The sequence below is a fragment of the Streptacidiphilus pinicola genome, assembly GCF_003258295.1.
GTDB classification, from domain to species: domain Bacteria; phylum Actinomycetota; class Actinomycetes; order Streptomycetales; family Streptomycetaceae; genus Streptacidiphilus; species Streptacidiphilus pinicola.
On sequence record NZ_QKYN01000111.1, the window covers coordinates 19,822 to 41,603 of the forward strand.

Below are 21,782 nucleotides of genomic sequence, written 5' to 3' on the forward strand. Positions count from 1 at the left end.
GTCGGTCCCCCGAGGGCCGATAGGCTGAGGACATGCCTGTGGATCCGCCCTCCCATTCCGTCGAGCGCTCGCTGCGCCGGGCCGGCGCCCGGCTGGTCGCCGGGGTCGACGAGGTGGGGCGCGGGGCCTGGGCCGGCCCCGTCACCGTCTGCGCTGCCATAACGGGCATGCGCAAGCCGCCCGCCGGCCTGACCGACTCCAAGCTGCTCACCCAGCGGCGCCGCGAGGAGTTGGAGCCGGTGCTCGCCGGCTGGGTGCATGCCTACGCGCTCGGCCACGCCAGCCCTCGCGAGTGCGACGAGCTCGGGATGACCGCCGCGCTGCGGCTGGCGGCGATCCGCGCCCTGGAGGCGCTGCCGGAGCAGCCCGACGCGGTCATCCTCGACGGCAAGCACGACTATCTCGGCGGCCCGTGGCGGGTCCGGACCGTCATCAAGGGCGACCAGTCCTGCGTGGCCGTGGCCGCGGCCTCGGTGATCGCCAAGGTGCGCCGCGACGCGATGATGGCCGACCTGGGGGCGCAGTACCCCGACTTCGCCTTCGCGGACAACGCCGGTTACCCCTCCCCGGTGCACCGCGCCGCCCTCGAACGACTCGGCCCGACCGAGCAGCACCGCCTCTCGTGGGCCTACCTCGAGGAGCTGCCCGAGTGGCGGCACCTGCGGGTCCACCGCGAGCCGGTCGACGCCGGAGAGCAGCTGTCGCTGGGGTTCTGACGGGGCGTCGTGGGCGGTGGCGAAGGTTCCGGTACCGGCTTTCGGTGGCCGGGAAGCGACGCGAGGCATGCCTTCAGGAAGCCGCGGGATGCATGTTCGGTCTTCGTCCGGCACATCGGACGGCCCCCCTATCGGCTGCTCACAGGCACCGAGTAAGCTCTGGGGCGCTGTTCGGCGCCGTCCAGTGCGCCGCCAGAAATCGTGCCGAGGAGCTGGAGATCCACAAGACCGACTCGGGCCAGGGCGTTCCATCCACCGACGAGACGGACCCGATAGCCCGCACCGCCGCGACCGCTGTACCTTCCCCGACCAATGTGGCCGCCACGCCGCGTCCCGGGCCCCGGCCCGGACCGTCGGCCCGGCGTGCCGTCCCCGGCCCTCCGGCCGGTCCCACGCGCCCCCCGAAGCCGGGTGCGCAGGCCCGCCGGGGCCCTGATGCGCACCCCACGCTTCCCGAGCTGCAGCTGCTTCCGGCCGCTCCCGAAGCCGCGCTGGACCGCGCGGACGAGGCAGTCGACCTGCTGCTGGACACCGGCCGGACTCCCGGCCAGATCCTGGTGCTCACCACCGCCGAGGCGCACCCGTGGCAGGCCCACGAGCTGAGCTTCGGCGCCGAGCCCTACTGGGCCCAGCTCGAGGCAGCGGACGACGTCTTCTACGCGACCGCGGCCGACTGCCGGCCTGCCCGGCGCGAGGTGGTGGTGCTGGCCGTCAACGGCGGCGAGACCAGCGCCGTGCAGGACGCGCTCGCGGTGGCACTGGCCCGAGCCACCTCCCTCCTCATCGTCTGCGGGGAGACCCCGCTGCCGGCGCAGCGCTAGCGTCCAGCCCCGGGAACGCCCCGGCCCGTCACGGGCCGGGGCGTTCCGTGGTTCGAGGGGCGCGGCATCGGCGGAGGTGCGGGGACCGGCTGAGGGACCGGCTACTGCGCCGCCAGCTGCGCGATCGCCGGAGCGGGCATCAGCGCGGGACGTGGGCGGCTCTCCGGGGAGGCGGTGAGGGCGGGCAGGTGTTCTCTGCTCGGCAGTTCACTGACCGTGCTCAGCGCGCGCCGACCCAGGGCCCCGGCTTGGGGGCTGCGCCCGCGTCGGCTCTCGCCCAGAACCTGCCAGCCGGCCTCGGTCAGCGTGATGTACCCGCCGCAGCGCATGCCGTGGAGCCCAGAGGCGTCGCGCAGCGCCCACATCCAGGCGCCGTCCAGCTCGGTCCAGTCGGACGGGGCGTCGCGGCACTGCAGCACCACCGCGCTGTGCAGAGGTGCCCGTCGCCGCAGCCCGTGCGGGACAACGTGACGCAGATGGGCGAGGAGTACGTTGCGCAGGTGCCATCCGTCGGTGATCCGCTCGGGGACGGCGAACGAGGCGCCGGCCACGACGCGTCCGTCGGCCGCGAGTACCCCCAGCACGGTGACTCCGGGGTGCGGGAGATGGATCCGGTGCAGCTCGCCCACCACTGATCGGGGGTCGAGCATGGTCGGCAGGCCCGCCTCCTGCCAGGCGGTCGGGTCGACCGAGCGCGCCGGAGATGTGGTGTGCGGCTCCCTGGACAGCTCGAGGGGATGGCCGATGCTCAAGATCCTCCTTCCCCGTGCCCGCGCGCGGGCACCTCGCACACCAGCCGCGGACGGACCGTCGGGCCGGGATACCTGCCAATTCTCACCGGGTCTGCACGGACCGGCAACGGTGATCCCGCCGGAAGTGTCCCTGCTTCTGGTGATCCGACAGATAAGTCCCTTCGGCGCGCCGTCCGTACTCCACCGTTCGGCTCTCGACCGTTCGGTGGGCGGCGGGGCTGTCCCCGCCCGACGGAGGGTCAGGCCGACTGTGCGAGGACCAGGGGAAGGACCGCCGGCGCCCCGGCCCGGCGCAGCATGCGGGCGGCGACGGCAAGGGTCCAGCCGCTGTCCGAGTAGTCGTCGACCAGCAGCACCGGGCCGCTCCCTGGGCCGTCCCCAGCTTGCTCGGCCAGAGCCGACGCCAGTTCGGGCGACAGGACGAAGGCGTCGTGGAGCTGCATGAGGCGCTGGGCGCTGTTGCCACGCCCGCCTCGGTGCGGATCGGCCCCGGGGGCGTACTCGATCCGGCCCAGCAGCGGCAGCCTGCCGATCCGGGCGATCCCCGCGGCCAGGCTGCCGATCAGTTCGGGCCTGGTCCGCGAGGCGATGGCCACGACGGCGGACGGGCGCTGCTCCCAGGCGGAGGGCCCTTTGGACCAATCCGCCAGAAGGGTGACGACGCCGTCGAGAACCTGAGGGGGAAGAGGGGCGTCCGGCGTGTCCGCGGCGAGCAGGCTGCGCAGTCTGGTGCCCCAGCCGATGTCGGACAGCCGCCCCAAGGCCCGCCCGGCGGCGGCCTGTTCACCCGCCGGGATGCGGCCCTTGAGCTGGACGCCGGCGGCCTGCATGCCGGTCGGCCACATACGGCGGGGCTCGAGCTCCAGGCCCGGCTGGCCCAGTGCGGCCCGTGCGGCCGCGAGGGTGTCCGCCGAGACGTCCGTGGGGCGGCGCTCGCCGGTGCAGTTGTCGCACCGCCCGCAGGGCGCCGCCTCCGGATCGTCCAGCTGGCGCCGGAGGAACTCCATGCGGCAGGTGGACGCTGCCGCGTAGTCGAGCATCGCCCGCTGCTCGGCCGCCCGGGTCTCGTTGACCCGGGCGTAGCGGGCCGCGTCGTAGGCCCACGGCTCTCCCGTGGTCACCCAGCCGCCGCGGACCCGGCGGACCGCCCCGTCGACGTCGAGCACCTTGAGCATCGTCTCGAGCCGGGTGCGTCGAAGGTCGACCCGCGCCTCCAGGGCCGGGGTGGACAGCGGCAGCGGCTCCCCGGCGGGGGTGGTGTGCGCGGCGAGCGCCTCCAAGGTCGTGCGGACCTGCTCCTCCCCGGGGAAGGCGAGGGAGGCGAAGTAACGCCAGATGGCGGCGTCCTCGGCTCCGGGGAGGAGCAGCACCTCCGCGTGCTTGATGCCGCGCCCGGCTCGGCCGACCTGCTGGTAGTAGGCGATCGGCGAGTTGGGCGACCCCAGGTGGACCACGAAGCCGAGATCCGGCTTGTCGAAGCCCATGCCCAGGGCGGAGGTGGCGACCAGCGCCTTGACCCGGTTGGCGAGCAGATCCGCCTCGGCGGACTGCCGCTCGGCGTCCTCGGTGCGGCCGGAGTAGGAGGCGACGGTGTGACCGCGCTGCCGCAGGAAGGACGTCACCTCCTCGGCTGCCGCCACGGTCAGGGTGTAGATGATGCCGGAGCCGGGGAGTTCGTCCAGCCGGTCGGCGAGCCAGGCGAGCCGGTGTGCGGGATCGCCCAGTTGCAGGACCCCGAGACTGAGGCTCTCCCGGTCCAGCGCGCCACGCAGGACCAGGGCCTCACCCCGGGCGCCGGCCCCGCCGGCGTGCCCGGCATGGGTGCCGAGTTGTTCGGCGACGTCGGCGGTGACCCTCGCGTTGGCCGTGGCCGTCGTGGCCAGGACCGGGACACCGGCCGGCAGGTCCGCCAGCATGGTGCGCAGCCGACGGTAGTCGGGGCGGAAATCGTGGCCCCAGTCGGAGATGCAGTGTGCCTCGTCGACCACCAGGAGACCGGTGGCGGCCGCGAGCCGGGGCAGGACCTCGTCCCGGAACTCCGGATTGTTCAGCCGCTCCGGGCTGACCAGGAGGACGTCGACCGTTCCGCCGGCGATCTCGGCGTGGACCGACTCCCACTCCTCGGTGTTCGAGGAGTTGATGGTGCGCGCCGTGATCCCCGCCCGCGCGGCGGACTCGACCTGGTTGCGCATCAGGGCGAGCAACGGCGACACGATGACCGTCGGCCCCGAGCCCGCGGCCCGCAGCAGGGCCGTGGCGACGAAGTAGACGGCGGACTTGCCCCAGCCGGTGCGTTGCACGACCAGGGCCCGGCGCCGGTCGACGACGAGCGCCTCGATGGCGCGCCACTGGTCCTCGCGCAGTCGGGCGTCGCCGCCGGCGAGCGAGCGCAGTACCGCGTTGGCCTGTGCCCGCACGGCGGTGCGGTCCTGGAGCTGGGTGTTGTCCATGCCGTCATTGATAGTCGCCGCCACCGACAAAGGCGAACCGCGTCGTCATGCCTGTGGAGAAACGATTCGTGGCCATCGAGCCCACTCGGTCGGGTGGCGAGGTTTTCCACACCCCGCAAGTTGTCCACAGAATCGGGGTCCTCGGTACACGACCTCTTGCGCTTCGGCACGCTCGCCGCATGAACGAGCACAACACCCCACCGCCCCCGGCCTCACCGCCGCCCCCTTCGAACGAGCCGGTCCCGGCGTTCTCCGCCTTCGAACCGCCCGTGGTCCGGATGCGGACGCCGGCCGACGTGGCCGACGCCCTGCCCTACCTGCTCGGCTTCTTCCCGAGCGACAGTGTGGTCGCGCTCGGCCTCCAGGGATCACGCCGACGGCAGGGCGGATCCGTACGCGTCGACATCCCGCCGCCCGCCGCCTGGCCCGCCGCCGCCCGCGAGGTGGTCGGCTTCCTACTGGCGCTCTCCGAGCAGCGCGACCGCCCTCCGGACGCCGTGATCCTCTACTTCTGCCAGGATCCGGAGCCCGGTGGCAACCCGCGGGCCGTCACCGAACGGCTGCGCCCCCTCGCCACCCTGCTGGCCGACGGATTCCGGGCGGCCGGCGTGCCCGTGCACGAGTCGCTGTGCCTGTCCGCCGGCCGCTGGTTCTCCTACACCTGCGCCGATCCGGCCTGTTGCCCCACCGAGGGGGCGCTTGTCCGGCCGCCCGGCAGCACCTCACCGGTCGCGGCCGCCGCGGCCTTCGCCGGGATCCAGTTGCGGGGCAGCCTGCGCGAGCTGCACCGGGAGCTCGAGCCGGTCGCCGTCGAGGCGGTGGCGCCGCTGCTGCTCGCCCTCGAGCGGGAGATGCCTCTGGTCGCGGCCGAGCTGGACCGCGAGGGCGGTCGCGAGCGGCTCCGTGAGGCGACGGCCGCACTGGTCGACGCCGCTGTGGTTCGTTTCGGCCAGGGCGAGTGCGAGCTGGACGATCACGACGCGGCGCGGATCGTCCTCGGTCTGCAGGACCGGCTCGCCCGCGACCGGGCGGCCGAATGGCTCGACCCGCCCGACGTCGCCCACGCGGGCAGGCTCTGGCGCTATCTCGCCAGACGTTGCGTCGGTCCGTTCGAGGCGCATGCCGCCGCTCCGCTGTCCCTGCTCGGCTGGACGGCCTGGGTGACGAGCGACACGGTCACCGCCCGAGTGGCGCTCGGGCGCGCGCTGGCCGTCGACCCGAGCTACACCTTCGCCGCCCTGCTCTACGAGGCGATCAACTGCGGGGCGGTGCCGGACACCCTCTGCGCCACCCTGAGGGCCGAACGAGCGGCCCGCTCCCGACGGCGCACCCGGCGCCGGCGGGGCAGGCTACCGCGGTGTCTCGGTCGGTCGAGCGACTAGTCCCACTGTTTATCGTCACTGAGACGACTATGATGCGGCGCATGTCGCGTTACGATCCGTCGGCCTTCCCTCCTTTCGCGGTCACCGTCGACCTGGTGGTCCTGACCGTGCGCGACCATTCCCTGTGCGCGTTGATGGTCCGTCGAGGTGAACCGCCCTTCCAGGGCTTCTGGGCGCTGCCCGGCGGCTTCGTCCGTCCCGATGAGGGGCTTGTCGAGGCGGCCGCCCGTGAGCTGGCCGAGGAGACCGGCCTGCGCGCCCACGGTGCACCCGGGCAGGGGCCCGGAGTCGGCGCCCACCTGGAGCAGCTCGCCACCTATGGAGAACCGCAGCGCGATCCGCGGCTCCGCGTGGTGAGCGTGGCCTACCTGGCCCTCGCTCCGGACCTGCCCACCCCGAGGCCCGGCGGGGATGTCCGCAGCGCCCGATGGGCGCCGGTCGAGGAGTTGCTCGGCCGGGACAAGGAGGACGACGGGATGCTGCTCGCCTTCGACCACAGCGCGATCCTGGCGGACGGAGTGGAGCGGGCCCGATCCAAGATCGAGTACTCGGCCCTGGCCACCGCCTTCTGCCCGGCCGAGTTCACCGTCGGCGAGCTGCGCCGGGTGTACGAGTCCGTCTGGGGCGTGCAGCTCGACCCGCGCAACTTCCACCGGAAGGTCACCGGCACGCCCGGCTTCCTGCTCCCGGCAGGCGGCACGACGACCCGTCAGGGCGGCCGACCTGCGCAGCTCTTCCGGGCGGGCGGGGCCACCGTGCTGAACCCGCCGATGCTGCGCCCCGACAACTGATCCGCCGGGGCGCTCGACGCCTACGCGCCGTAGAGGTCAATCCCACGCAAAGTAACCATGTCGGTCTATCGTGCTGGCGTTGGGGGTGACCAGCGCGGAGGTGCCCGACCGTGGCTCAGATTGTCCAGTCCGAGGCCGACCCGGCCGCTCGGGACCAGCAGGTGCGGCAGGTCCATCACCCGTTCCAGGCGATCGGTCTGACCAAGCCGGGCAGGCGCGGCCAGGAGGCCGCGCTGCTCGACCTGTCCTTCGACGCGAGGGCGGGGCAGGTCACCGTGCTGCTCGGCCCGGAGGGCTCGGGTCGCACCACGGCCCTGCGACTGGCCCTGGGTCTTGAACGGGGACAGGGAGCGGCCCTCTTCCACGGGCGCTCCTATCGGCGGCTGCCGCGCCCGGAACGCGAGGTCGGCGTGGTTCTCGGTGAGGCCGACCGGCCTGCCGGGCACCCGGGACGGCGGGCGCGGGCGCACCTGCGCATGATGGCTGCCGCCGCCGGGGTCTCCTCCCGCCGGGCGGACCAACTGCTGGAGCAGACCCGCCTCGGCCCGGCGGCCGAGCACCGGCTGCGTACCTTCTCGCCCGGAATGAACCGGCGCCTGCAACTGGCTCAGGCGCTGCTGGGCGATCCGTCGACGCTCCTGCTGGACGAGCCCACCGAGGGCCTCTCGCCCAAGAACATCGAGTGGTTCCACGCCTTCCTGCGGGCCTTCGCAGCCGGAGGCGGGGCGGTCCTGGTCACTTCGCGCAGCCCGCAACAGGCGGCACAGCTCGCCGACCGGGTGGTCACCCTCGAACTGGGGCGGCTGCTGGCCGACCAGCCGGTGGACCAGTTCCGCCGCACCCGACTGCGCGACGAGGTGAGCGTCCGGGGGCCGCAGGTGGCCCGGCTGGCCGACCTGCTCAAGGCATCGGGGGCGACCGTCCGGCACGACGGCGGCAACGTGATCGCCGTCGAGGGGATGGCCCGGACCGAGATCGGCGAGCTGGCGTTCCGCCACGGCATCCTGCTCCACGAGCTGGCCGACCAGGTTGTCGAGCACGCCCCCGCTCCGGGTCCGCGGCCGCCGGAACCCGCGGGCGCATCGCTGGCTTCGGCCACCGTCGCCCTAGGGCCCGGCGAGACCGTCACCGCACAGGTGGTCGTCCCGACCCCGCCCGCGCCCCGCGTGCTGCCCACCAGGCGCGAACGACGCGTCGGCGGCCCGCTTTTCGCCGACGAGGACTTCTGAGCGACGAGCGACCGGGCGAACACCACCGGGGCGAACACCACCGGGCGTGCGCCCTGCCGGGCGAGCCGGGCGAGGTGGGCCCCCGCTGGGGTCAACACCACGGGGTGGCCGCCATTCACGGCCGGAGGCGGGCGCCGGGAGCGGCGCCCGTCGCAGGGCCCGCCGGGGGCACCGTCACGGCCCCGGGCGGGCCCTCGGGTTCCAGCCGCTGTCCCCAGACAGCACGGTCGGCGTTGCAGGCCCGGGGCACGACAGTCCCACGGCTGACGGCGACAGCCGGCGGCACGACAAGAGCGCGGCGCGACAGCGCGGCCGCGCGTGAAGACGAGAGCGAGCGACCCGTGCACGCACTGACCTATGAGCGCCGACGGCTGACCGGGGTCCGATCGACCTGGCTGGTCCCTGTCGTGGTGCTGGTCGCCAGCGCCGTGGTGGCCGAGCTGACGCTGCGGCAGGCCGCGACGGCAGGCTCCCCGGCGGCCGATCCGTTGCGGGTGCTCACGGCGGGGCTGCCGCTGCTGCCGCTCCCGCTCGCAGCGCTGGGCGCGGGCGTGGTGGGTGCGCTCTCGGCCGGGCACGAGTTCCGGCATCCCGCGCCACTCGCGCTGCTCCGGCCACTGCGACGGCGCTTGGCGCTGCTGCTCGCCAAGCTGGCCACGGTCGGAGTCTTCGCAGGGCTGCTGGGGGTCGGCACGCTCGCCGTGGACGGGATCGTGCTGCACTTCGGCAACCGCGCCGCGGCGGCCCCGCTGGAGACCACCGCACTCCACGGCCACCTGCCCGGCGCACTCGGCGGCTATCTCGCGCTGGTCGTCGCGGGTGGCTGGATCGGGCTGCTCGGGGCGGTCCTGCTGCGCAGTGCCGCCGCCGGCATGCTCGTGCTGATCACGGTGCCGGTGCTGATCGAGCCCCTCGCCTCCGCGCTGCTGAGCGGCGAAGCGCCGGGCGGTGGCGGGGGTGGGAGTGCACTGCGCTGGAGCCGACTGTTCCCGGTGGACCGGACCCACGCGTGGCTCTACGGCGCGCTGTCGGGGCTGCACAGCGGGACCGCCGTCTCCGACGCGGGCCTCGCGGTCGCGGTGGCGGCGCCGGTGGTGCTGTTGCTGCTCGCCTACCTCGTGCTCCTGCCGCGTCGCAGCGCGCTGTGAGTCGCGGGAGCCGGCGCTCCGGGGGCGGGGCTGGGGAGCCGGGGAGCCGGGAAGCGCCGATCGGAGCCGGCATCGCGTACGCGGAGGGGCGTGAACGCGGTGCGGTGGGGCGCGTCGAGGGGCGCAAGCAGGGTGTGTCCAGGGCGTGTCAAGAGCGCGGTGCGGCGCATCCGGGTTCAGGTGGGGCAATAACAGCCGATATGGCGTCAATTGTGTAGTGATGCGCGATCACCCGTTCGTGTGCTTTTCACGAAATTCCTCAAGGGCGCGCGCGCCATCGCCGACAAAGGAGACGTGAGTACCGTTGCGCACCCCACCATGCCCCCCGCCCAGATGACGTCCACTCAGCTGGACCGCTTCCCCGTCGGCGCCCCGCACGGCTCGGCTCCTGGTGTGTCCCACGCCACGAGCGGCGTTGCGCTGCACTGGGAGAGCACCGACCCCGAGTTCGGCCGCGTCGGCCGCCGCGCCGCCGGAAGTCGCGGCCGCGGACTGCACGGACAGCTGGTCCAGCAGCTCGGACAAATGATCGTTTCCGGTGACCTCGGAGCCGACCGCCCGCTGGTGCCCGAGGAGATCGGGCAGCGTTTCGAGGTCTCCCGCACCGTCGTCCGTGAGTCGCTGCGCGTGCTGGAGGCCAAGGGCCTGGTCAGCGCCCGCCCCAACGTCGGCACCCGCGTCCGCCCCGTCTGCGACTGGAACCTGCTCGACCCCGACATCATCGAGTGGCGCGCCTTCGGGCCGCAGCGCGACGACCAGCGTCGTGAGCTGTTCGAGCTGCGCTGGGCGATCGAACCGCTGGCCGCCCGCCTCGCCGCCGGCCACGGCCGGGACGAGGTCCGGCAGCGCATGCACGACATGACCGAGATCATGGGTCACGCCGCCGCCCAGGGTGACGCGCTCACCTACGGCCGGGCCGACGCCGAGTTCCACGTCGTGCTGCTGGAGCTCGCCGGCAACAAGATGCTGGAGCACCTGGCCGGGATCGTCGCCTCGGCGCTGCAGGTCTCCGGTGGCCCCGTCACCGCGTGCGACCGGCCGTCCGAGCCTTCGGTCGGGCTGCACGTCCGGTTGGTCGACGCGCTCGCCACGGGTGACGGCACCGCGGCCGAGGCCGCGATGCGCGCCCTGCTCACGGTGCACCCGGAGGTCGACCCGCTTGTTCCCGGTCCGCGCGAGCACTGAGACAGCCTTGCGCGAGCACTGAGACCGCTCCGCGCGCGACCGTCTCTGCCCCACCTCCCCGACACGAAGCCCTCTGCTACGCCCAAACCCTCTGCCCGGCCCCTCAGCCGGAGCCTTCGGCAGGCCGCCGCCGTCATGAGCCACGAGCTCGCCATGACCGCGGCGGCCTGCGGCGTCTGCACCCGTTCAGCAGCTCATGCCTGGTCGGTGAGCTGCGCGCAGGGCGCTCGGGGGGCCGCTCGCGCTACCCGATTCAGGCGACACTCGGAATGAGCCCGGATCTGGCATCGTTGAACGGGGTACACCTCCGTTGGCAAGGGACTATCGACCTATGTGACCTGCGCCACGTAAGTAGGGCGTAACGCTTTGCTGCGGGGAGCGATGTGTACGAGGGCGGTGACAGATCTGTACTGATCCGCCAGCTCAACAGCATTTGCAGTTTCCAGAAGGCCGCCATGCGGCCGGCCTTCTGTCCACTCACGTCCGAGAGGTTGTTCGTGTCGGCCAGCACATCCCGTTCTCTCCCTCCCGAGATCTCCGAGTCCGCCGCTCTGATGGCGCTCATCGAGCGGGGTAAGGCTCAGGGGCAGATCGCCGGTGATGACGTGCGGCATGCCTTCGAGGTGGACCAGATTCCGGTCACCAAGTGGAAGAACGTCATGCGCAGCCTCAACCAGGTCCTCGATGAGGAGGGTGTGACGCTGATGGTGAGCGCTGCGGAGTCGTCCGCCCCCAAGCGCCCCCGGAAGAGCGTCGCGGCGAAGAGCACTGCCACGAAGACGACGGCCACGAAGTCCGTCGCTCCGCGGCCTGCGGCTGCCGCGAGCACGACCCGTACCGCTGCTCCGCGCGTCGCCGCTGCGGCGCCGGTGGCCGTGTCGGTCACCGAAACCGTGACGTCCGTCGACGTCGAGGCGACCCTGGTGGCCGCTCCGGCCGAGCCGGCCAAGAAGGCCGTGGCCAAGAAGGTCGCGGCGAAGAAGGCGGCCCCGGCCGCCAAGAAGACCGCTGCGAAGAAGACCGCCACCAAGGCGACCGCCGGCAAGGCCGACGGGGCCGAGGGCGACACCGAGTCCGCGGGCGAGGAGGAGCTGCTCGAGGACGCCGCCGCGACCGCCACTCCTGAGGGTGCCGAGCCCGCCGAGGGCGAGGAGGAGTCCGAGGGCTTCGTCCTCTCCGACGAGGACGAGGACGACGCTCCCGCGCAGCAGGTCGCTGTGGCCGGTGCCACCGCCGACCCGGTCAAGGACTACCTCAAGCAGATCGGTAAGGTCCCGCTGCTCAACGCGGAGCAGGAGGTCGAGCTCGCCAAGCGGATCGAGGCCGGCCTCTTCGCCGAGGACAAGCTGGCCTCCGAGGACAAGCTGGCGCCGCGCCTGCAGCGCGAGCTGGAGATCATCGCCGAGGACGGGCGCCGCGCCAAGAACCACCTGCTGGAGGCCAACCTCCGTCTGGTCGTCTCGCTGGCCAAGCGGTACACCGGTCGCGGCATGCTCTTCCTGGACCTGATCCAGGAGGGCAACCTCGGTCTGATCCGTGCGGTCGAGAAGTTCGACTACACCAAGGGCTACAAGTTCTCGACCTACGCCACCTGGTGGATCCGTCAGGCGATCACCCGCGCCATGGCCGACCAGGCCCGCACCATCCGTATCCCGGTGCACATGGTCGAGGTCATCAACAAGCTGGCCCGCGTCCAGCGCCAGATGCTCCAGGACCTGGGCCGCGAGCCCACCCCGGAGGAGCTGGCCAAGGAGCTGGACATGACGCCCGAGAAGGTCGTCGAGGTCCAGAAGTACGGCCGTGAGCCGATCTCGCTGCACACCCCGCTCGGCGAGGACGGCGACAGCGAGTTCGGTGACCTCATCGAGGACTCCGAGGCCGTGGTCCCGGCCGACGCGGTCAGCTTCACCCTGCTCCAGGAGCAGCTCCACTCGGTGCTGGACACCCTGAGCGAGCGCGAGGCCGGCGTGGTCTCCATGCGCTTCGGTCTGACCGACGGTCAGCCGAAGACGCTGGACGAGATCGGCAAGGTCTACGGGGTCACCCGTGAGCGCATCCGCCAGATCGAGTCCAAGACCATGTCGAAGCTGCGTCACCCCTCGCGCTCGCAGGTTCTGCGCGACTACCTGGACTGACGGACTGACCCTCCTGGTCTGACAGGCCCCCTCCCGCCGAACGGCCGGGAGGGGGCCTTCCGCCGTTCAGACGGCTTCCCGGGCCCCCGGGAATCGAGCCGCTGTCAGCGCGCCCATGCAGGCCTGGAGTTGCCCGCCGGAAGGGTCCGAACCGGCCGCTGCGCGAGAATCCGGACGCGGTGGGCCGACGCGCCGTCACCCTGGGCACAGACGTACCCATGTCCGATTGTGCGCGGCGATTGGGTACGCAACGTGGTGGGATCGCTACCCTGAGGCGCGACGGGAGTGCGGGTCGCGACGGAAGGAACAGGGTGGGAGCCAGGCTGACAACTTCCGGGAGGCGGACAGGTCCTGGGCGCAGGCGGACGATGATGGTGCTCTTCGCGACGCTGCCGGCGGCACTGGCCGCCCCGGCGACGCCGGCGGCGGCGATCGTGGGCGGGGTCAGGGCGAGCACGACGGATCACCCGTGGATGGTGGCCGTCGCCAGTCGGTCGGTCTACGGAGACGCGCGCTCCGGGCAGTTCTGCGGCGGCACGCTGATCAGTCCGACCAAGGTGGTGACCGCGGCGCACTGCCTCTACGACGAGTCGACGGGGCAGCGGGTGGACCGGCCCGACCTGTCCGTGGTCGTGGGGCGCACGGATCTGGCGGGCTCGGCGGGTCAGGAGGTGCCGGTCGTCGACACCTGGGTCGACCCGAACTACGACCTGAACACCAACGAGTGGGATGTGGCGGTCCTCACACTCGCCGAGCCGCAGGACCCCCGAAGCGTGCTGCCGATGGTGAGTCAGGGGGACGCCGCGCCGTACGCGACGGGTACCGCGGCCACCGTCCTGGGGTGGGGAGACCTGCACGGCAACGGCAGTTACCCGGCCACGCTGCACGAGGTCCAGGTGCCGATGGTGGCGAACGCCACGTGCGCGGCCGACTACCACTCCGGGCCCTCGGGCACCTACGACGCGCGCACCATGGTCTGCGCGGGGCGGCAGTCCCTCGGCGGGCGGGACGCCTGCCAGGGCGACAGCGGTGGGCCGCTGGTGGTGGCCGGGCGGCTGGTCGGCCTCGTCTCCTGGGGCGAGGGCTGTGCCGAGCCGGGCCACCCGGGCGTCTACACCCGCCTGTCGGTGATGGCGGACGCGGTCCGCGGCCAACTGTGAGCGACGCAACACCCGCTCGGGTCGGCGTGAGGCGCCCGACGGACTGAGACGACCATGAAACGACGGTGGGCGGCGGACCTCTCGGTCCGCCGCCCACCGTCTCAGACAGCTCTGTTCTTCAGTTCAGCTCGTCGCTCGTTGAGGCGCTGAACCCGGGCGTGCGCACTGGGCGTGCCCGCTCGACCGCTCTGGGTCAGCGCTCGTCCGACGCAGCCGTGGGCGTGGCCGTCAGGCGGCCGCTCTCGTCCTGTATCTCGGCGGCGATCTTCTTCAGCTCGGGCTCGAACTTGCGGCCGTGGTGAGCGCAGAAGAGCAGCTCCCCACCGGACGCGAGCACGACGCGGAGGTAGGCCTGGGCGCCGCAACGGTCGCAGCGGTCGGCCGCGGTCAGCGGGGTCGCGGGGGTGAGAACGTTAGTAGTCACGTCGCCTCTTCTCTAGCTCGACGAGCTGTCTTACCAGGGTCAACATCCAACCAGGCCGGATTCGTTCCCGCTCGGTCTTTCTTTTTGAGCGGTGCCCGGAGGTGGCGGGGATGGAGACGGCGGTCTTGGTAGCGATGCTGTCGTGGTGCGTTGTTGTCGTTGAGGACGTGCCCGGAGTGGGAACGGTTCATGCCTGCCGCCGTCGATGCCCGACCTTCACTCGAACGTGTTATCGAACGCCCGTGCGAGGTGCGCGTAGCATAAGCCACGATGAGCTGGAAGCAATAGCCCCAGCCCACGCACCGGTAGCCTGCATCCCGGCAGCATTCCTGCCATGGTGCCTTGGCCCCCGGGTCCGAGGCCAGGGAAGTAGCTTTTGTTCGCAGCCAGCGGAAGTCGGCATGAATTCCGTCACTCGAACAACCGGCCCCTTCCCGAACACTGAGCAGTCCAGACCGTCCAGACAGTCCAGGTAGTGCAGTCAGCAGCAGCGAAGGCTTTGAAGGTTAAGGAGCAGGACCGCGTGACCGCCGAACAGACCGTGCCCGCCAGCGCCCAGCAGGACGGCTCCAACTACACCGCGCGGCACCTTCTCGTCCTCGAGGGGTTGGAAGCGGTTCGCAAGCGCCCCGGCATGTACATCGGGTCCACCGACAGCCGGGGCCTGACGCACTGCCTGTGGGAGATCATCGACAACGCCGTCGACGAGGCCCTGGCCGGCTTCTGCGACCACATCGACGTGCTGTTGCACGACGACGGCTCGGTCGAGGTCCGCGACAACGGCCGCGGCATCCCCGTCGACGTCGAGCCCAAGACGGGCCTGTCCGGCGTCGAGGTCGTCATGACCAAGCTGCACGCCGGCGGCAAGTTCGGCGGCGGTTCCTACGCCGCCTCCGGCGGTCTGCACGGCGTCGGCGCCTCCGTGGTGAACGCGCTCTCCTCCCGCCTCGACGTCGAGGTCGACCGCAGCGGCCACGTCCACGCGCTCAGCTTCCGCCGTGGCACGCCCGGCCGGTTCAAGGGAGCGGGCCCGGACGCCGAGTTCGCGCCCGGCAGCGACCTGGACAAGAGCCGCAAGGCCCCGCGCGGCAAGACCGGCACCCGGGTCCGCTACTGGGCGGACCGGCAGATCTTCCTCAAGGACGCCAAGCTCTCCCTGGAGCAGCTGCACAACCGCGCACGCCAGACCGCCTTCCTGGTACCGGGCCTGACGATCGTGGTCCGCGACGAGCGCGGCGTCGACGGCGCGCCCGTGGACGAGCAGGTCTTCCGCTTCGACGGCGGCATCGCCGAGTTCTGCGACTTCCTGGCGCCCGACAAGCCGGTCTCCGACACGCTGCGCTTCACCGGCCAGGGCACCTTCAAGGAGACCGTGCCGGTCCTCGACGAGCTCGGACACATGACCCCGACGGAGGTCGTCCGCGAGCTCGGCGTCGACATCGCGCTGCGCTGGGGCACCGGCTACGACACCACGGTCCGCTCCTTCGTCAACATCATCTCCACCCCCAAGGGCGGCACCCACGTCGCCGGCTTCGAGCGCTCGCTGACCAAGACCTTCAACGAGGTGCTGCGCGGGGTGAAGCTGCTGCGCGTCGCCGAGGACGACGTCATCAAGGACGACGCCCTCGAAGGCCTGACCGCGGTGGTCACCGTGCGGCTGGCCGAGCCGCAGTTCGAGGGCCAGACCAAGGAGGTGCTCGGCACCTCCGCGGCGCAGCGGATCGTGGCAGGTGTGGTCGCCAAGGAGCTCAAGGAGTTCCTGACCTCCACCAAGCGCGACGCCAAGGCGCAGGCGCGCTCGGTGATGGACAAGGTGGTCTCGGCCGCGCGCACCCGCGTCGCCGCCCGTCAGCACAAGGACGCGCAGCGTCGCAAGACCGCGCTGGAGACGTCCTCGCTGCCCGCCAAGCTGGCCGACTGCCGCAGCGACGACGTGGACCGCAGCGAGCTGTTCATCGTCGAGGGTGACTCGGCGCTCGGCACCGCCAAGGTGGCCCGCAACTCCGAGTTCCAGGCGCTGCTGCCGATCCGGGGCAAGATCCTCAACGTCCAGAAGGCGTCCGTCTCGGACATGCTGAAGAACGCCGAGTGTGCCGCGATCATCCAGGTGATAGGGGCCGGCTCCGGCCGCACCTTCGACATCGACCAGGCGCGTTACGGCAAGGTCATCATGATGGCGGACGCCGACGTCGACGGCTCCCACATCCGCTGCCTGCTGCTGACCCTGTTCCAGCGCTACATGCGACCGATGGTCGAGGCCGGCCGGGTCTTCGCGGCCGTCCCGCCGCTGCACCGGATCGAGCTGACCAACCCGCGCAAGGGTCAGGACAAGTACATCTACACCTACTCCGACAACGAGCTGCGCAACACGCTGCTGGAGCTGCAGCGCAAGGGCCAGCGCTGGAAGGACCCGATCCAGCGCTACAAGGGTCTCGGTGAGATGGACGCCGACCAGCTGGCGGAGACCACCATGGACCCGCGGCACCGCGTGCTGCGCCGGGTCAACCTCGGCGACCTCGACGCCGCCGAGAGGGTCTTCGACCTGCTGATGGGCAACGACGTCGCGCCGCGCAAGGAGTTCATCGTCGAGTCCGCCGCGCTGCTGGACCGTTCCCGCATCGACGTCTGACCCGGTCGGCACGACGGGTCCACCCGGGGGTGGAGAGGCGGTGGCACCGCTTCTCCACCCCCGTCTCCATCCCTGCTCCGAGGCCTGGCGGACCGCTCGTCCGTAGCTTCGTAGGTGTCGGCGGAACCCCGCCGGCGACCAGCCGAGGAACCCGCCGGACCGCCGGTGAGTCGAAGCAGGAGACGATCGAGATGCCCGCCGTTGCCAACGTCGTACTCATCATCGCGGTGGTCGGATACGTGCTCTTCCGTCAGTTCCAGGCCCGCCGCTGGAATCCGAACCCGCGCAGGCTGCTGGTGGTCCCGGCGGTGCTCGGCTTCATGGCGCTGCGCGACCCGCACCTGCTGGACCCGCACCACGCGGCGCTCTCGGCGGCCTTCCTGGTCGGCGGCGTCCTGGTCGAGATCGGCCTGGGCGCGGTGTGGGGCTTCACCACCCGGATCTGGGCCGACGCCGACGGGGCGGTCTGGTCCAAGGGCACCATGGCCAGCTTCTTCGCCTGGATCGGCATGATGATCGTGCGCGTCGCCCTCTACGCCGCCGCGGCCGCCCTGGGCGTCGCGCAGGGGCAGGCCGGACTGCTGCTGGCGCTGGCCGCGCTGCTGCTGGTCCGCGGCGCCGTGGTGACGTGGCGGGCACGGGAGTTCGCCCCGGCCGCGGCGTACGGTACCTACGGGGGCCCGGCCCGGACGCTCTGACCGCCTCGGTCGGACGGTGATCGGCAGGTTGTGATCGGCAGGCCGCGGGTGGCGGGCCGTGGGTGGCGGGTCGTGAGGGGCAGGAGAGACGTGGACATCTGGACCGACTGGCCCTCCCGGGAGGCACTCGCCCGGGAGGGCCTCGGCGCGGGCCGGCGCTGGGTCGGCTGGTTCGGCCGGATCGGCGGCCTGACCGGCGGTCTGTGGGCGACCTTCGCCAACGAGCACCTGAATCCGGCGCAGGTGGTCACCGTGCTGGCGATCACCGCGGTCGGCGTCGTCTGCTTCGTCGGTTTCGTCCGCTCGGTGCAGCGCCGGAACCTCAAGGTCAGCCTGATCTGGCTGACCTTCACCTTCGCCGAGGCGATCCTGTGCGGGCTGAACCACGCGCCCGTGATGGGGATCATCTTCATGTGCGCCATCTCGATCGGGGCGATCCAGCGGCTCCCGATCGTCGTGGCCGCGCCGTTCACCCTGCTGGCGACGAGCGTCTTCATGATCGTGGTGCCCCACGACGTGCGGAACTGGGGCAACGTCGTCACCATCCTCGGCCTCGGCATCCTCGGCTATGTCACCCGCCAGGACTGGGAGGCGCGGGCGCAGACACAGCGGACCCTCACGCAGGAGCGCTCGCTGCGCACCGCCGAGGCCGAGTCGGCCGCGCTGGCGGAGCGGAGCCGGATCGCGCGGGAGATCCACGACGTGCTGGCGCACAGCCTCTCCGCGCAGCTGGTCCACCTGGAGGCGGCGCGGCTCATGGTCGACAACGGCGCGGAGCGCGAGCAGATCCGTGAGCGGATCGTCGCCGCGCGCCGGATGGCGCAGGACGGGCTGCTGGAGACCCGGGCCGCCTTGTCCGCGCTGCGGGGCGAGTTCACGCCGATCGGGGAGTTCCTGGGCAAGCTGACCGCGGACGAGTCGGCGCGCCTCGAGGTGGTCGGCACGCCGCGTCCGCTCACCGCCGAGGCGGGCGTGGCCGTGCGGCGCACCGCGCAGGAGGCGCTGACCAACGTCCGCAAGCACGCCCCCGGCGCGGTCTGCACCGTCCGTTTGTCGTACCTGGCCGATAGTGTCGAGCTCGAGGTGGTCGACGAGGGCGGCAGCGGCGGGGGAGAGCTGGCCTCCTCCGGCAGCGGCCTCGGGCTGCTGGGCATGCGGGAGCGCGCGGAACTGCTCGGCGGGTCGCTGGAGGCGGGGCCGACGCCCACGGGGTTCCGGGTGCTGTTGCGGATCAAGGGCTGACGTCCTCGTCGGTCCCGTTGATTACGATGGGTCAGATGAACGAGCAGCCGGTGCGGGTGGTGGTCGCGGACGACCAACAGGTCGTGCGTGAGGGAATCGTCATGCTGCTCGGGCTGCTCCCGGGCATCGAGGTGGTCGCGGCGGCCGCGGACGGCGAGGAGGCGGTGGCGCTCGTCGCCCGGCACGCGCCCGAGGTCGTGCTGATGGACCTGCGGATGCCGCGCGTCGACGGCGTCGAGGCCACCCGCCGGATCCGGGCCGAGCATCCGGGCACGGCCGTGATCGTGCTGACCACGTATGCCGACGACGACTCGCTCTTCCCGGCGCTCCAGGCGGGAGCGCGCGGCTATCTGACCAAGGACGCGGGCAGCGAGGAGATCGCCCGCGCGATCCGCGACGTGCGCTCCGGGGCGGCGGGCCTCTCGCCGCAGGTCCAGGCGCGCCTGTTGGAGCGGTTCTCGGCGGCGGGCGGGGAGTCGGCCGCGCCCACGTCGGCCGCACCGCCGGCACCCACGGCTCCGGCAGTACCCACGGCACCGGGCGCACCGGCAGCACCCACGGCGCCGGGCGCGCCGGCGGCGGCCTCTGTCGCGCTGCCCGACGGGCTGACGGCCCGTGAGGCCGAGGTGTTGGGCCTGATCGCTGCGGGGTTGTCCAACCAGGAGATCGCCGCTCGGCTCTTCGTCAGCGTGGCGACGGTGAAGACTCACATCAACAACCTCTTCGCCAAGACCGGCGTCAGGGATCGTGCCCAGGCGGTCGGTTATGCGTACAAACACGGGCTGCATCACCTGATGGGGTGAACGTCCGTACACCGGACCACGGCGGCGCGGCAGGCTGCTCATTCTGGTGGCGTGAGTCCTCAAGAACTGGCCCCCAACACAGAGCAGTCGACGGAGGAATCCTTCGACTGGTGGTCCGCGCCCGCCCCCGCGCGGGAGAAGCAGGAGCAGCGCCAGGAGCACGGCTCGGCCGCCGATCCGTACGCCGAACCGGCGGCCGATCCGTACGCCGAACCGGCGGCCGATCGGGCCGCCGAGCCGGTCGACGATGCCGCGGCGGCGATCTACCGTGCGGTCCATGAAAGCCCCGAGTTCCGGGAAATCCGCACCCGGTACCGGCGCTTCGTCTTCCCCGCCACCGCCGCCTTTCTGCTCTGGTACCTGCTCTACGTCGTCCTGGCCGTCTCCGCGCCGCAGTTGATGGCGCGTCCGATCGCCGGGCCGTTCAACACCGCCTGGCTGCTGGGGCTGCTCCAGTTCGCCAGCACCTTCCTGCTGACCTGGCTGTACGCCCGGCATGCCCGCGCCCACCGGGACCGCGCCGCGCTCGGCCTGCGCTGGGAGACCCAGGACCGACTCCGGTGAGGACGCCGCGCAGCGCGGCGGTCCTCACGAGGGAGGATTGACCATGGCCGCTGGCCTCTTCGTGCTCGTCGTCCTGGTGACGCTGGGCATCACCTTCTGGGCCGGCCGTCGCAGCCGCGCCGCGGAGGACTTCTACGCCGCGGGGCGCGATTTCAGCCCGATGCAGAACGGTTTCGCCATCAGCGGCGACTACATGTCGGCCGCCTCCTTCCTCGGCGTGACCGGACTCATCGCCCTCTACGGGTACGACGGGCTGCTCTACACCATCGGCTTCATGGTGGCCTGGCTGCTGGTGCTGATGCTGGTCGCCGAGCTGGTCCGCAACTGCGGGCGCTACACCCTGGCCGACGTGCTGACGCTGCGCATGCGGCAGCGCCCGGTCCGGGTGGCGGCCGGTGTCTCCGGCATCGTGGTCTCGCTGCTCTACCTGCTCGGGCAGATGGTGGGGGCGGGCACGCTGGTCTCGCTGCTGCTGAACCTGCACTCCTCGGCTGCCCGGACGGGGGCGATCGTCGGGGTCGGGGTGTTGATGGTGGTCTACGTGACGGTCGGCGGGATGACGGCCACCACCTGGATCCAGATCGTCAAATGCGTTCTGCTGCTGGGCGGAACGGTTCTGCTGACCGCGCTGGTGCTGCTCCGCTTCCACGGCGATGTCGGCTCGCTGATGCGCTCCGCCGCACAGGGCAGCGGGCAGGGCAAGGCCTACCTGCTCCCGGGCCTGCGTTTCGGCCACGGGCTCACCGAGCAGCTGGACTTCGTCAGCCTGGGCCTGGCCCTGGTGCTCGGCACGGCCGGGCTGCCGCACATCCTCGCCCGCTTCTACACCGTCCCCACGGCCCGGGCCGCACGGCGTTCCGCGGTGTGGGCGATCGGACTGGTCGGAGCGTTCTACCTGATGACGATCGTGCTCGGTCTCGGTGCCGCCGCGGTGATCGGCGCGCCCGCGATCAAGGCGGCGAACAGCGCGGGCAACACCGCGGTGCCGCAGCTGGCCGAGTCGCTTGGCGGAACGGTTCTGTTCGGCCTGACCTCGGCCGTCGCCTTCGCCACGATCCTGGCTGTGGTGGCCGGGCTGACCATGGCCTCCTCGGCCTCCTTCGCCCATGACCTGTGGGCGCACGCCTTCCGGCACCCGGACGAGGAACCGCCGAGCGAGCGGCAGGAGGTCACGGTGGCCCGGATCGCGGCCGTCGTCATCGGCGGGGTCGCGATAGTCCTGAGCCTGTACGCGCAGAAGCTGAACGTGGCGACGCTGGTCGGGCTGGCGTTCGCGGTGGCGGCCTCGGCGAATCTGCCGGCGCTGCTGTTCACGCTGTTCTGGGGGCGCTTCACGACGCGCGGGGCGGCCTGGGCGATCTGGGGCGGGCTGATCCCGGCGCTGGTCCTGGTGGTCTTCTCACCTGTGGTCTCCGGCAACGCGGCCGCGGTCTTCCCGAACGCGCACTTCGACTGGTTCCCGTTGCAGAACCCCGGCCTGGTCTCGATGCCCTGCGGATTCCTGGCGGGCTGGCTCGGCACGGTCACCTCCCGCGTGCGGGCCGAGGCCGACGCCTTCGCGGAGCTCGAGGTGCGCGCCCTGACCGGCGCCGGCGCGGTCTGAGAGCGACGCGGCGTCGGAATCCGGCCACCGACGCTCCGGGGGACGGGGGC

At 72.0% G+C, this 21,782-nt stretch carries 18 protein-coding genes; 15 read left to right on the plus strand and 3 right to left on the minus strand.

Annotated elements, in window-relative coordinates:
- Window positions 1-32: 32 nt before the first annotated feature.
- Together DN069_RS26690 and DN069_RS26695 are read left to right on the plus strand one after the other, a co-directional pair.
- Window positions 33-716 (plus strand): ribonuclease HII, encoded by a 684-nt coding sequence (locus tag DN069_RS26690; protein WP_111505098.1) that lies wholly within the window; start codon window positions 33-35, stop codon window positions 714-716.
- 314 nt (window positions 717-1,030) lie between these two features.
- Window positions 1,031-1,537 carry a hypothetical protein gene (locus tag DN069_RS26695; protein ID WP_243639763.1) on the plus strand — a complete coding sequence of 169 codons (507 nt, stop codon included), beginning with the start codon at window positions 1,031-1,033 and terminating at the stop codon, window positions 1,535-1,537.
- A gap of 101 nt (window positions 1,538-1,638) precedes the next feature.
- Here the strand turns inward: DN069_RS26695 and DN069_RS26700 are convergent, their stop codons facing one another.
- Both DN069_RS26700 and DN069_RS26705 read right to left on the minus strand, forming a co-directional pair.
- The gene (locus DN069_RS26700) at window positions 1,639-2,289 is read right to left on the minus strand and encodes a hypothetical protein (protein WP_243639765.1); all 651 of its coding nucleotides are present in this window, start codon (window positions 2,287-2,289) and stop codon (window positions 1,639-1,641) included.
- Between the two features lie 239 nt (window positions 2,290-2,528).
- Window positions 2,529-4,739, minus strand: coding sequence for a DEAD/DEAH box helicase (locus tag DN069_RS26705; RefSeq protein WP_111505100.1), 2,211 nt, complete (start codon window positions 4,737-4,739; stop codon window positions 2,529-2,531).
- A 179-nt stretch (window positions 4,740-4,918) separates the two neighbouring features.
- Between DN069_RS26705 and DN069_RS26710 the strand changes: the two genes are divergently transcribed.
- The 7 genes from DN069_RS26710 (at window position 4,919) to DN069_RS26740 (ending at window position 13,769) form a co-directional block, all read left to right on the plus strand.
- On the plus strand, window positions 4,919-6,121 hold the full coding sequence (locus DN069_RS26710) for a DUF4192 domain-containing protein (RefSeq protein WP_165845645.1): 1,203 nt from the start codon (window positions 4,919-4,921) through the stop codon (window positions 6,119-6,121).
- Between the two features lie 41 nt (window positions 6,122-6,162).
- Window positions 6,163-6,912: an NUDIX hydrolase gene (locus tag DN069_RS26715; RefSeq protein WP_111505104.1), complete on the plus strand. Its 750-nt coding sequence runs from the start codon at window positions 6,163-6,165 to the stop codon at window positions 6,910-6,912.
- Between the two features lie 110 nt (window positions 6,913-7,022).
- The gene (locus tag DN069_RS26720) at window positions 7,023-8,141 is read left to right on the plus strand and encodes an ATP-binding cassette domain-containing protein (RefSeq protein ID WP_111505106.1); all 1,119 of its coding nucleotides are present in this window, start codon (window positions 7,023-7,025) and stop codon (window positions 8,139-8,141) included.
- A 341-nt stretch (window positions 8,142-8,482) separates the two neighbouring features.
- Window positions 8,483-9,289, plus strand: a complete 807-nt coding sequence (locus DN069_RS26725; protein WP_111505108.1) for a hypothetical protein — start codon at window positions 8,483-8,485, stop codon at window positions 9,287-9,289.
- A 240-nt stretch (window positions 9,290-9,529) separates the two neighbouring features.
- Complete coding sequence (locus tag DN069_RS26730) at window positions 9,530-10,474, plus strand: FadR/GntR family transcriptional regulator (protein ID WP_111505110.1); 945 nt, start codon at window positions 9,530-9,532, stop codon at window positions 10,472-10,474.
- Between the two features lie 491 nt (window positions 10,475-10,965).
- Window positions 10,966-12,609, plus strand: a complete 1,644-nt coding sequence (locus DN069_RS26735; RefSeq protein ID WP_111505196.1) for an RNA polymerase sigma factor — start codon at window positions 10,966-10,968, stop codon at window positions 12,607-12,609.
- 368 nt (window positions 12,610-12,977) lie between these two features.
- Window positions 12,978-13,769, plus strand: a complete 792-nt coding sequence (locus tag DN069_RS26740; protein WP_111505112.1) for a S1 family peptidase — start codon at window positions 12,978-12,980, stop codon at window positions 13,767-13,769.
- 193 nt (window positions 13,770-13,962) lie between these two features.
- On the opposite strand, the gene DN069_RS26745 is transcribed toward DN069_RS26740, so the two are convergent.
- A complete protein-coding gene (locus DN069_RS26745; RefSeq protein WP_111505114.1) occupies window positions 13,963-14,193 on the minus strand; it encodes a DUF7455 domain-containing protein in 231 nt (76 codons plus the stop codon).
- 523 nt (window positions 14,194-14,716) lie between these two features.
- On the opposite strand from DN069_RS26745, the gene DN069_RS26750 reads away from it, so the two are divergent.
- From DN069_RS26750 to DN069_RS26775, 6 genes are all read left to right on the plus strand, one after another.
- Window positions 14,717-16,822, plus strand: a complete 2,106-nt coding sequence (locus DN069_RS26750) for a DNA gyrase/topoisomerase IV subunit B (protein WP_111505116.1) — start codon at window positions 14,717-14,719, stop codon at window positions 16,820-16,822.
- Between the two features lie 191 nt (window positions 16,823-17,013).
- The gene (locus DN069_RS26755; RefSeq protein ID WP_111505118.1) at window positions 17,014-17,520 is read left to right on the plus strand and encodes a CcdC protein domain-containing protein; all 507 of its coding nucleotides are present in this window, start codon (window positions 17,014-17,016) and stop codon (window positions 17,518-17,520) included.
- 90 nt (window positions 17,521-17,610) lie between these two features.
- Window positions 17,611-18,762 (plus strand): sensor histidine kinase, encoded by a 1,152-nt coding sequence (locus DN069_RS26760; protein ID WP_165845646.1) that lies wholly within the window; start codon window positions 17,611-17,613, stop codon window positions 18,760-18,762.
- A gap of 35 nt (window positions 18,763-18,797) precedes the next feature.
- A complete protein-coding gene (locus DN069_RS26765) occupies window positions 18,798-19,565 on the plus strand; it encodes a response regulator transcription factor (RefSeq protein WP_111505120.1) in 768 nt (255 codons plus the stop codon).
- 51 nt (window positions 19,566-19,616) lie between these two features.
- Complete coding sequence (locus DN069_RS26770) at window positions 19,617-20,129, plus strand: DUF485 domain-containing protein (RefSeq protein WP_243639767.1); 513 nt, start codon at window positions 19,617-19,619, stop codon at window positions 20,127-20,129.
- Window positions 20,130-20,172: 43 nt separating this feature from the next.
- Entirely contained in the window at window positions 20,173-21,732 is a 1,560-nt protein-coding gene (locus tag DN069_RS26775; RefSeq protein ID WP_243639769.1) for a solute symporter family protein, read from the plus strand.
- Window positions 21,733-21,782: the final 50 nt, after the last annotated feature.

Excerpts from the sequence above, each read along its gene's own strand:
- DN069_RS26690 (WP_111505098.1), top strand. The coding sequence starts at position 33 with ATGCCTGTGGATCCGCCCTCCCATTCCGTCGAGCGCTCGCTGCGCCGG.
- DN069_RS26705 (WP_111505100.1), bottom strand. The coding sequence starts at position 4,739 with ATGGACAACACCCAGCTCCAGGACCGCACCGCCGTGCGGGCACAGGCC.
- DN069_RS26710 (WP_165845645.1), top strand. The coding sequence starts at position 4,919 with ATGAACGAGCACAACACCCCACCGCCCCCGGCCTCACCGCCGCCCCCT.
- DN069_RS26715 (WP_111505104.1), top strand. The coding sequence starts at position 6,163 with ATGTCGCGTTACGATCCGTCGGCCTTCCCTCCTTTCGCGGTCACCGTC.
- DN069_RS26740 (WP_111505112.1), top strand. The coding sequence starts at position 12,978 with ATGATGGTGCTCTTCGCGACGCTGCCGGCGGCACTGGCCGCCCCGGCG.
- DN069_RS26755 (WP_111505118.1), top strand. The coding sequence starts at position 17,014 with ATGCCCGCCGTTGCCAACGTCGTACTCATCATCGCGGTGGTCGGATAC.
- DN069_RS26765 (WP_111505120.1), top strand. The coding sequence starts at position 18,798 with ATGAACGAGCAGCCGGTGCGGGTGGTGGTCGCGGACGACCAACAGGTC.
- DN069_RS26775 (WP_243639769.1), top strand. The coding sequence starts at position 20,173 with ATGGCCGCTGGCCTCTTCGTGCTCGTCGTCCTGGTGACGCTGGGCATC.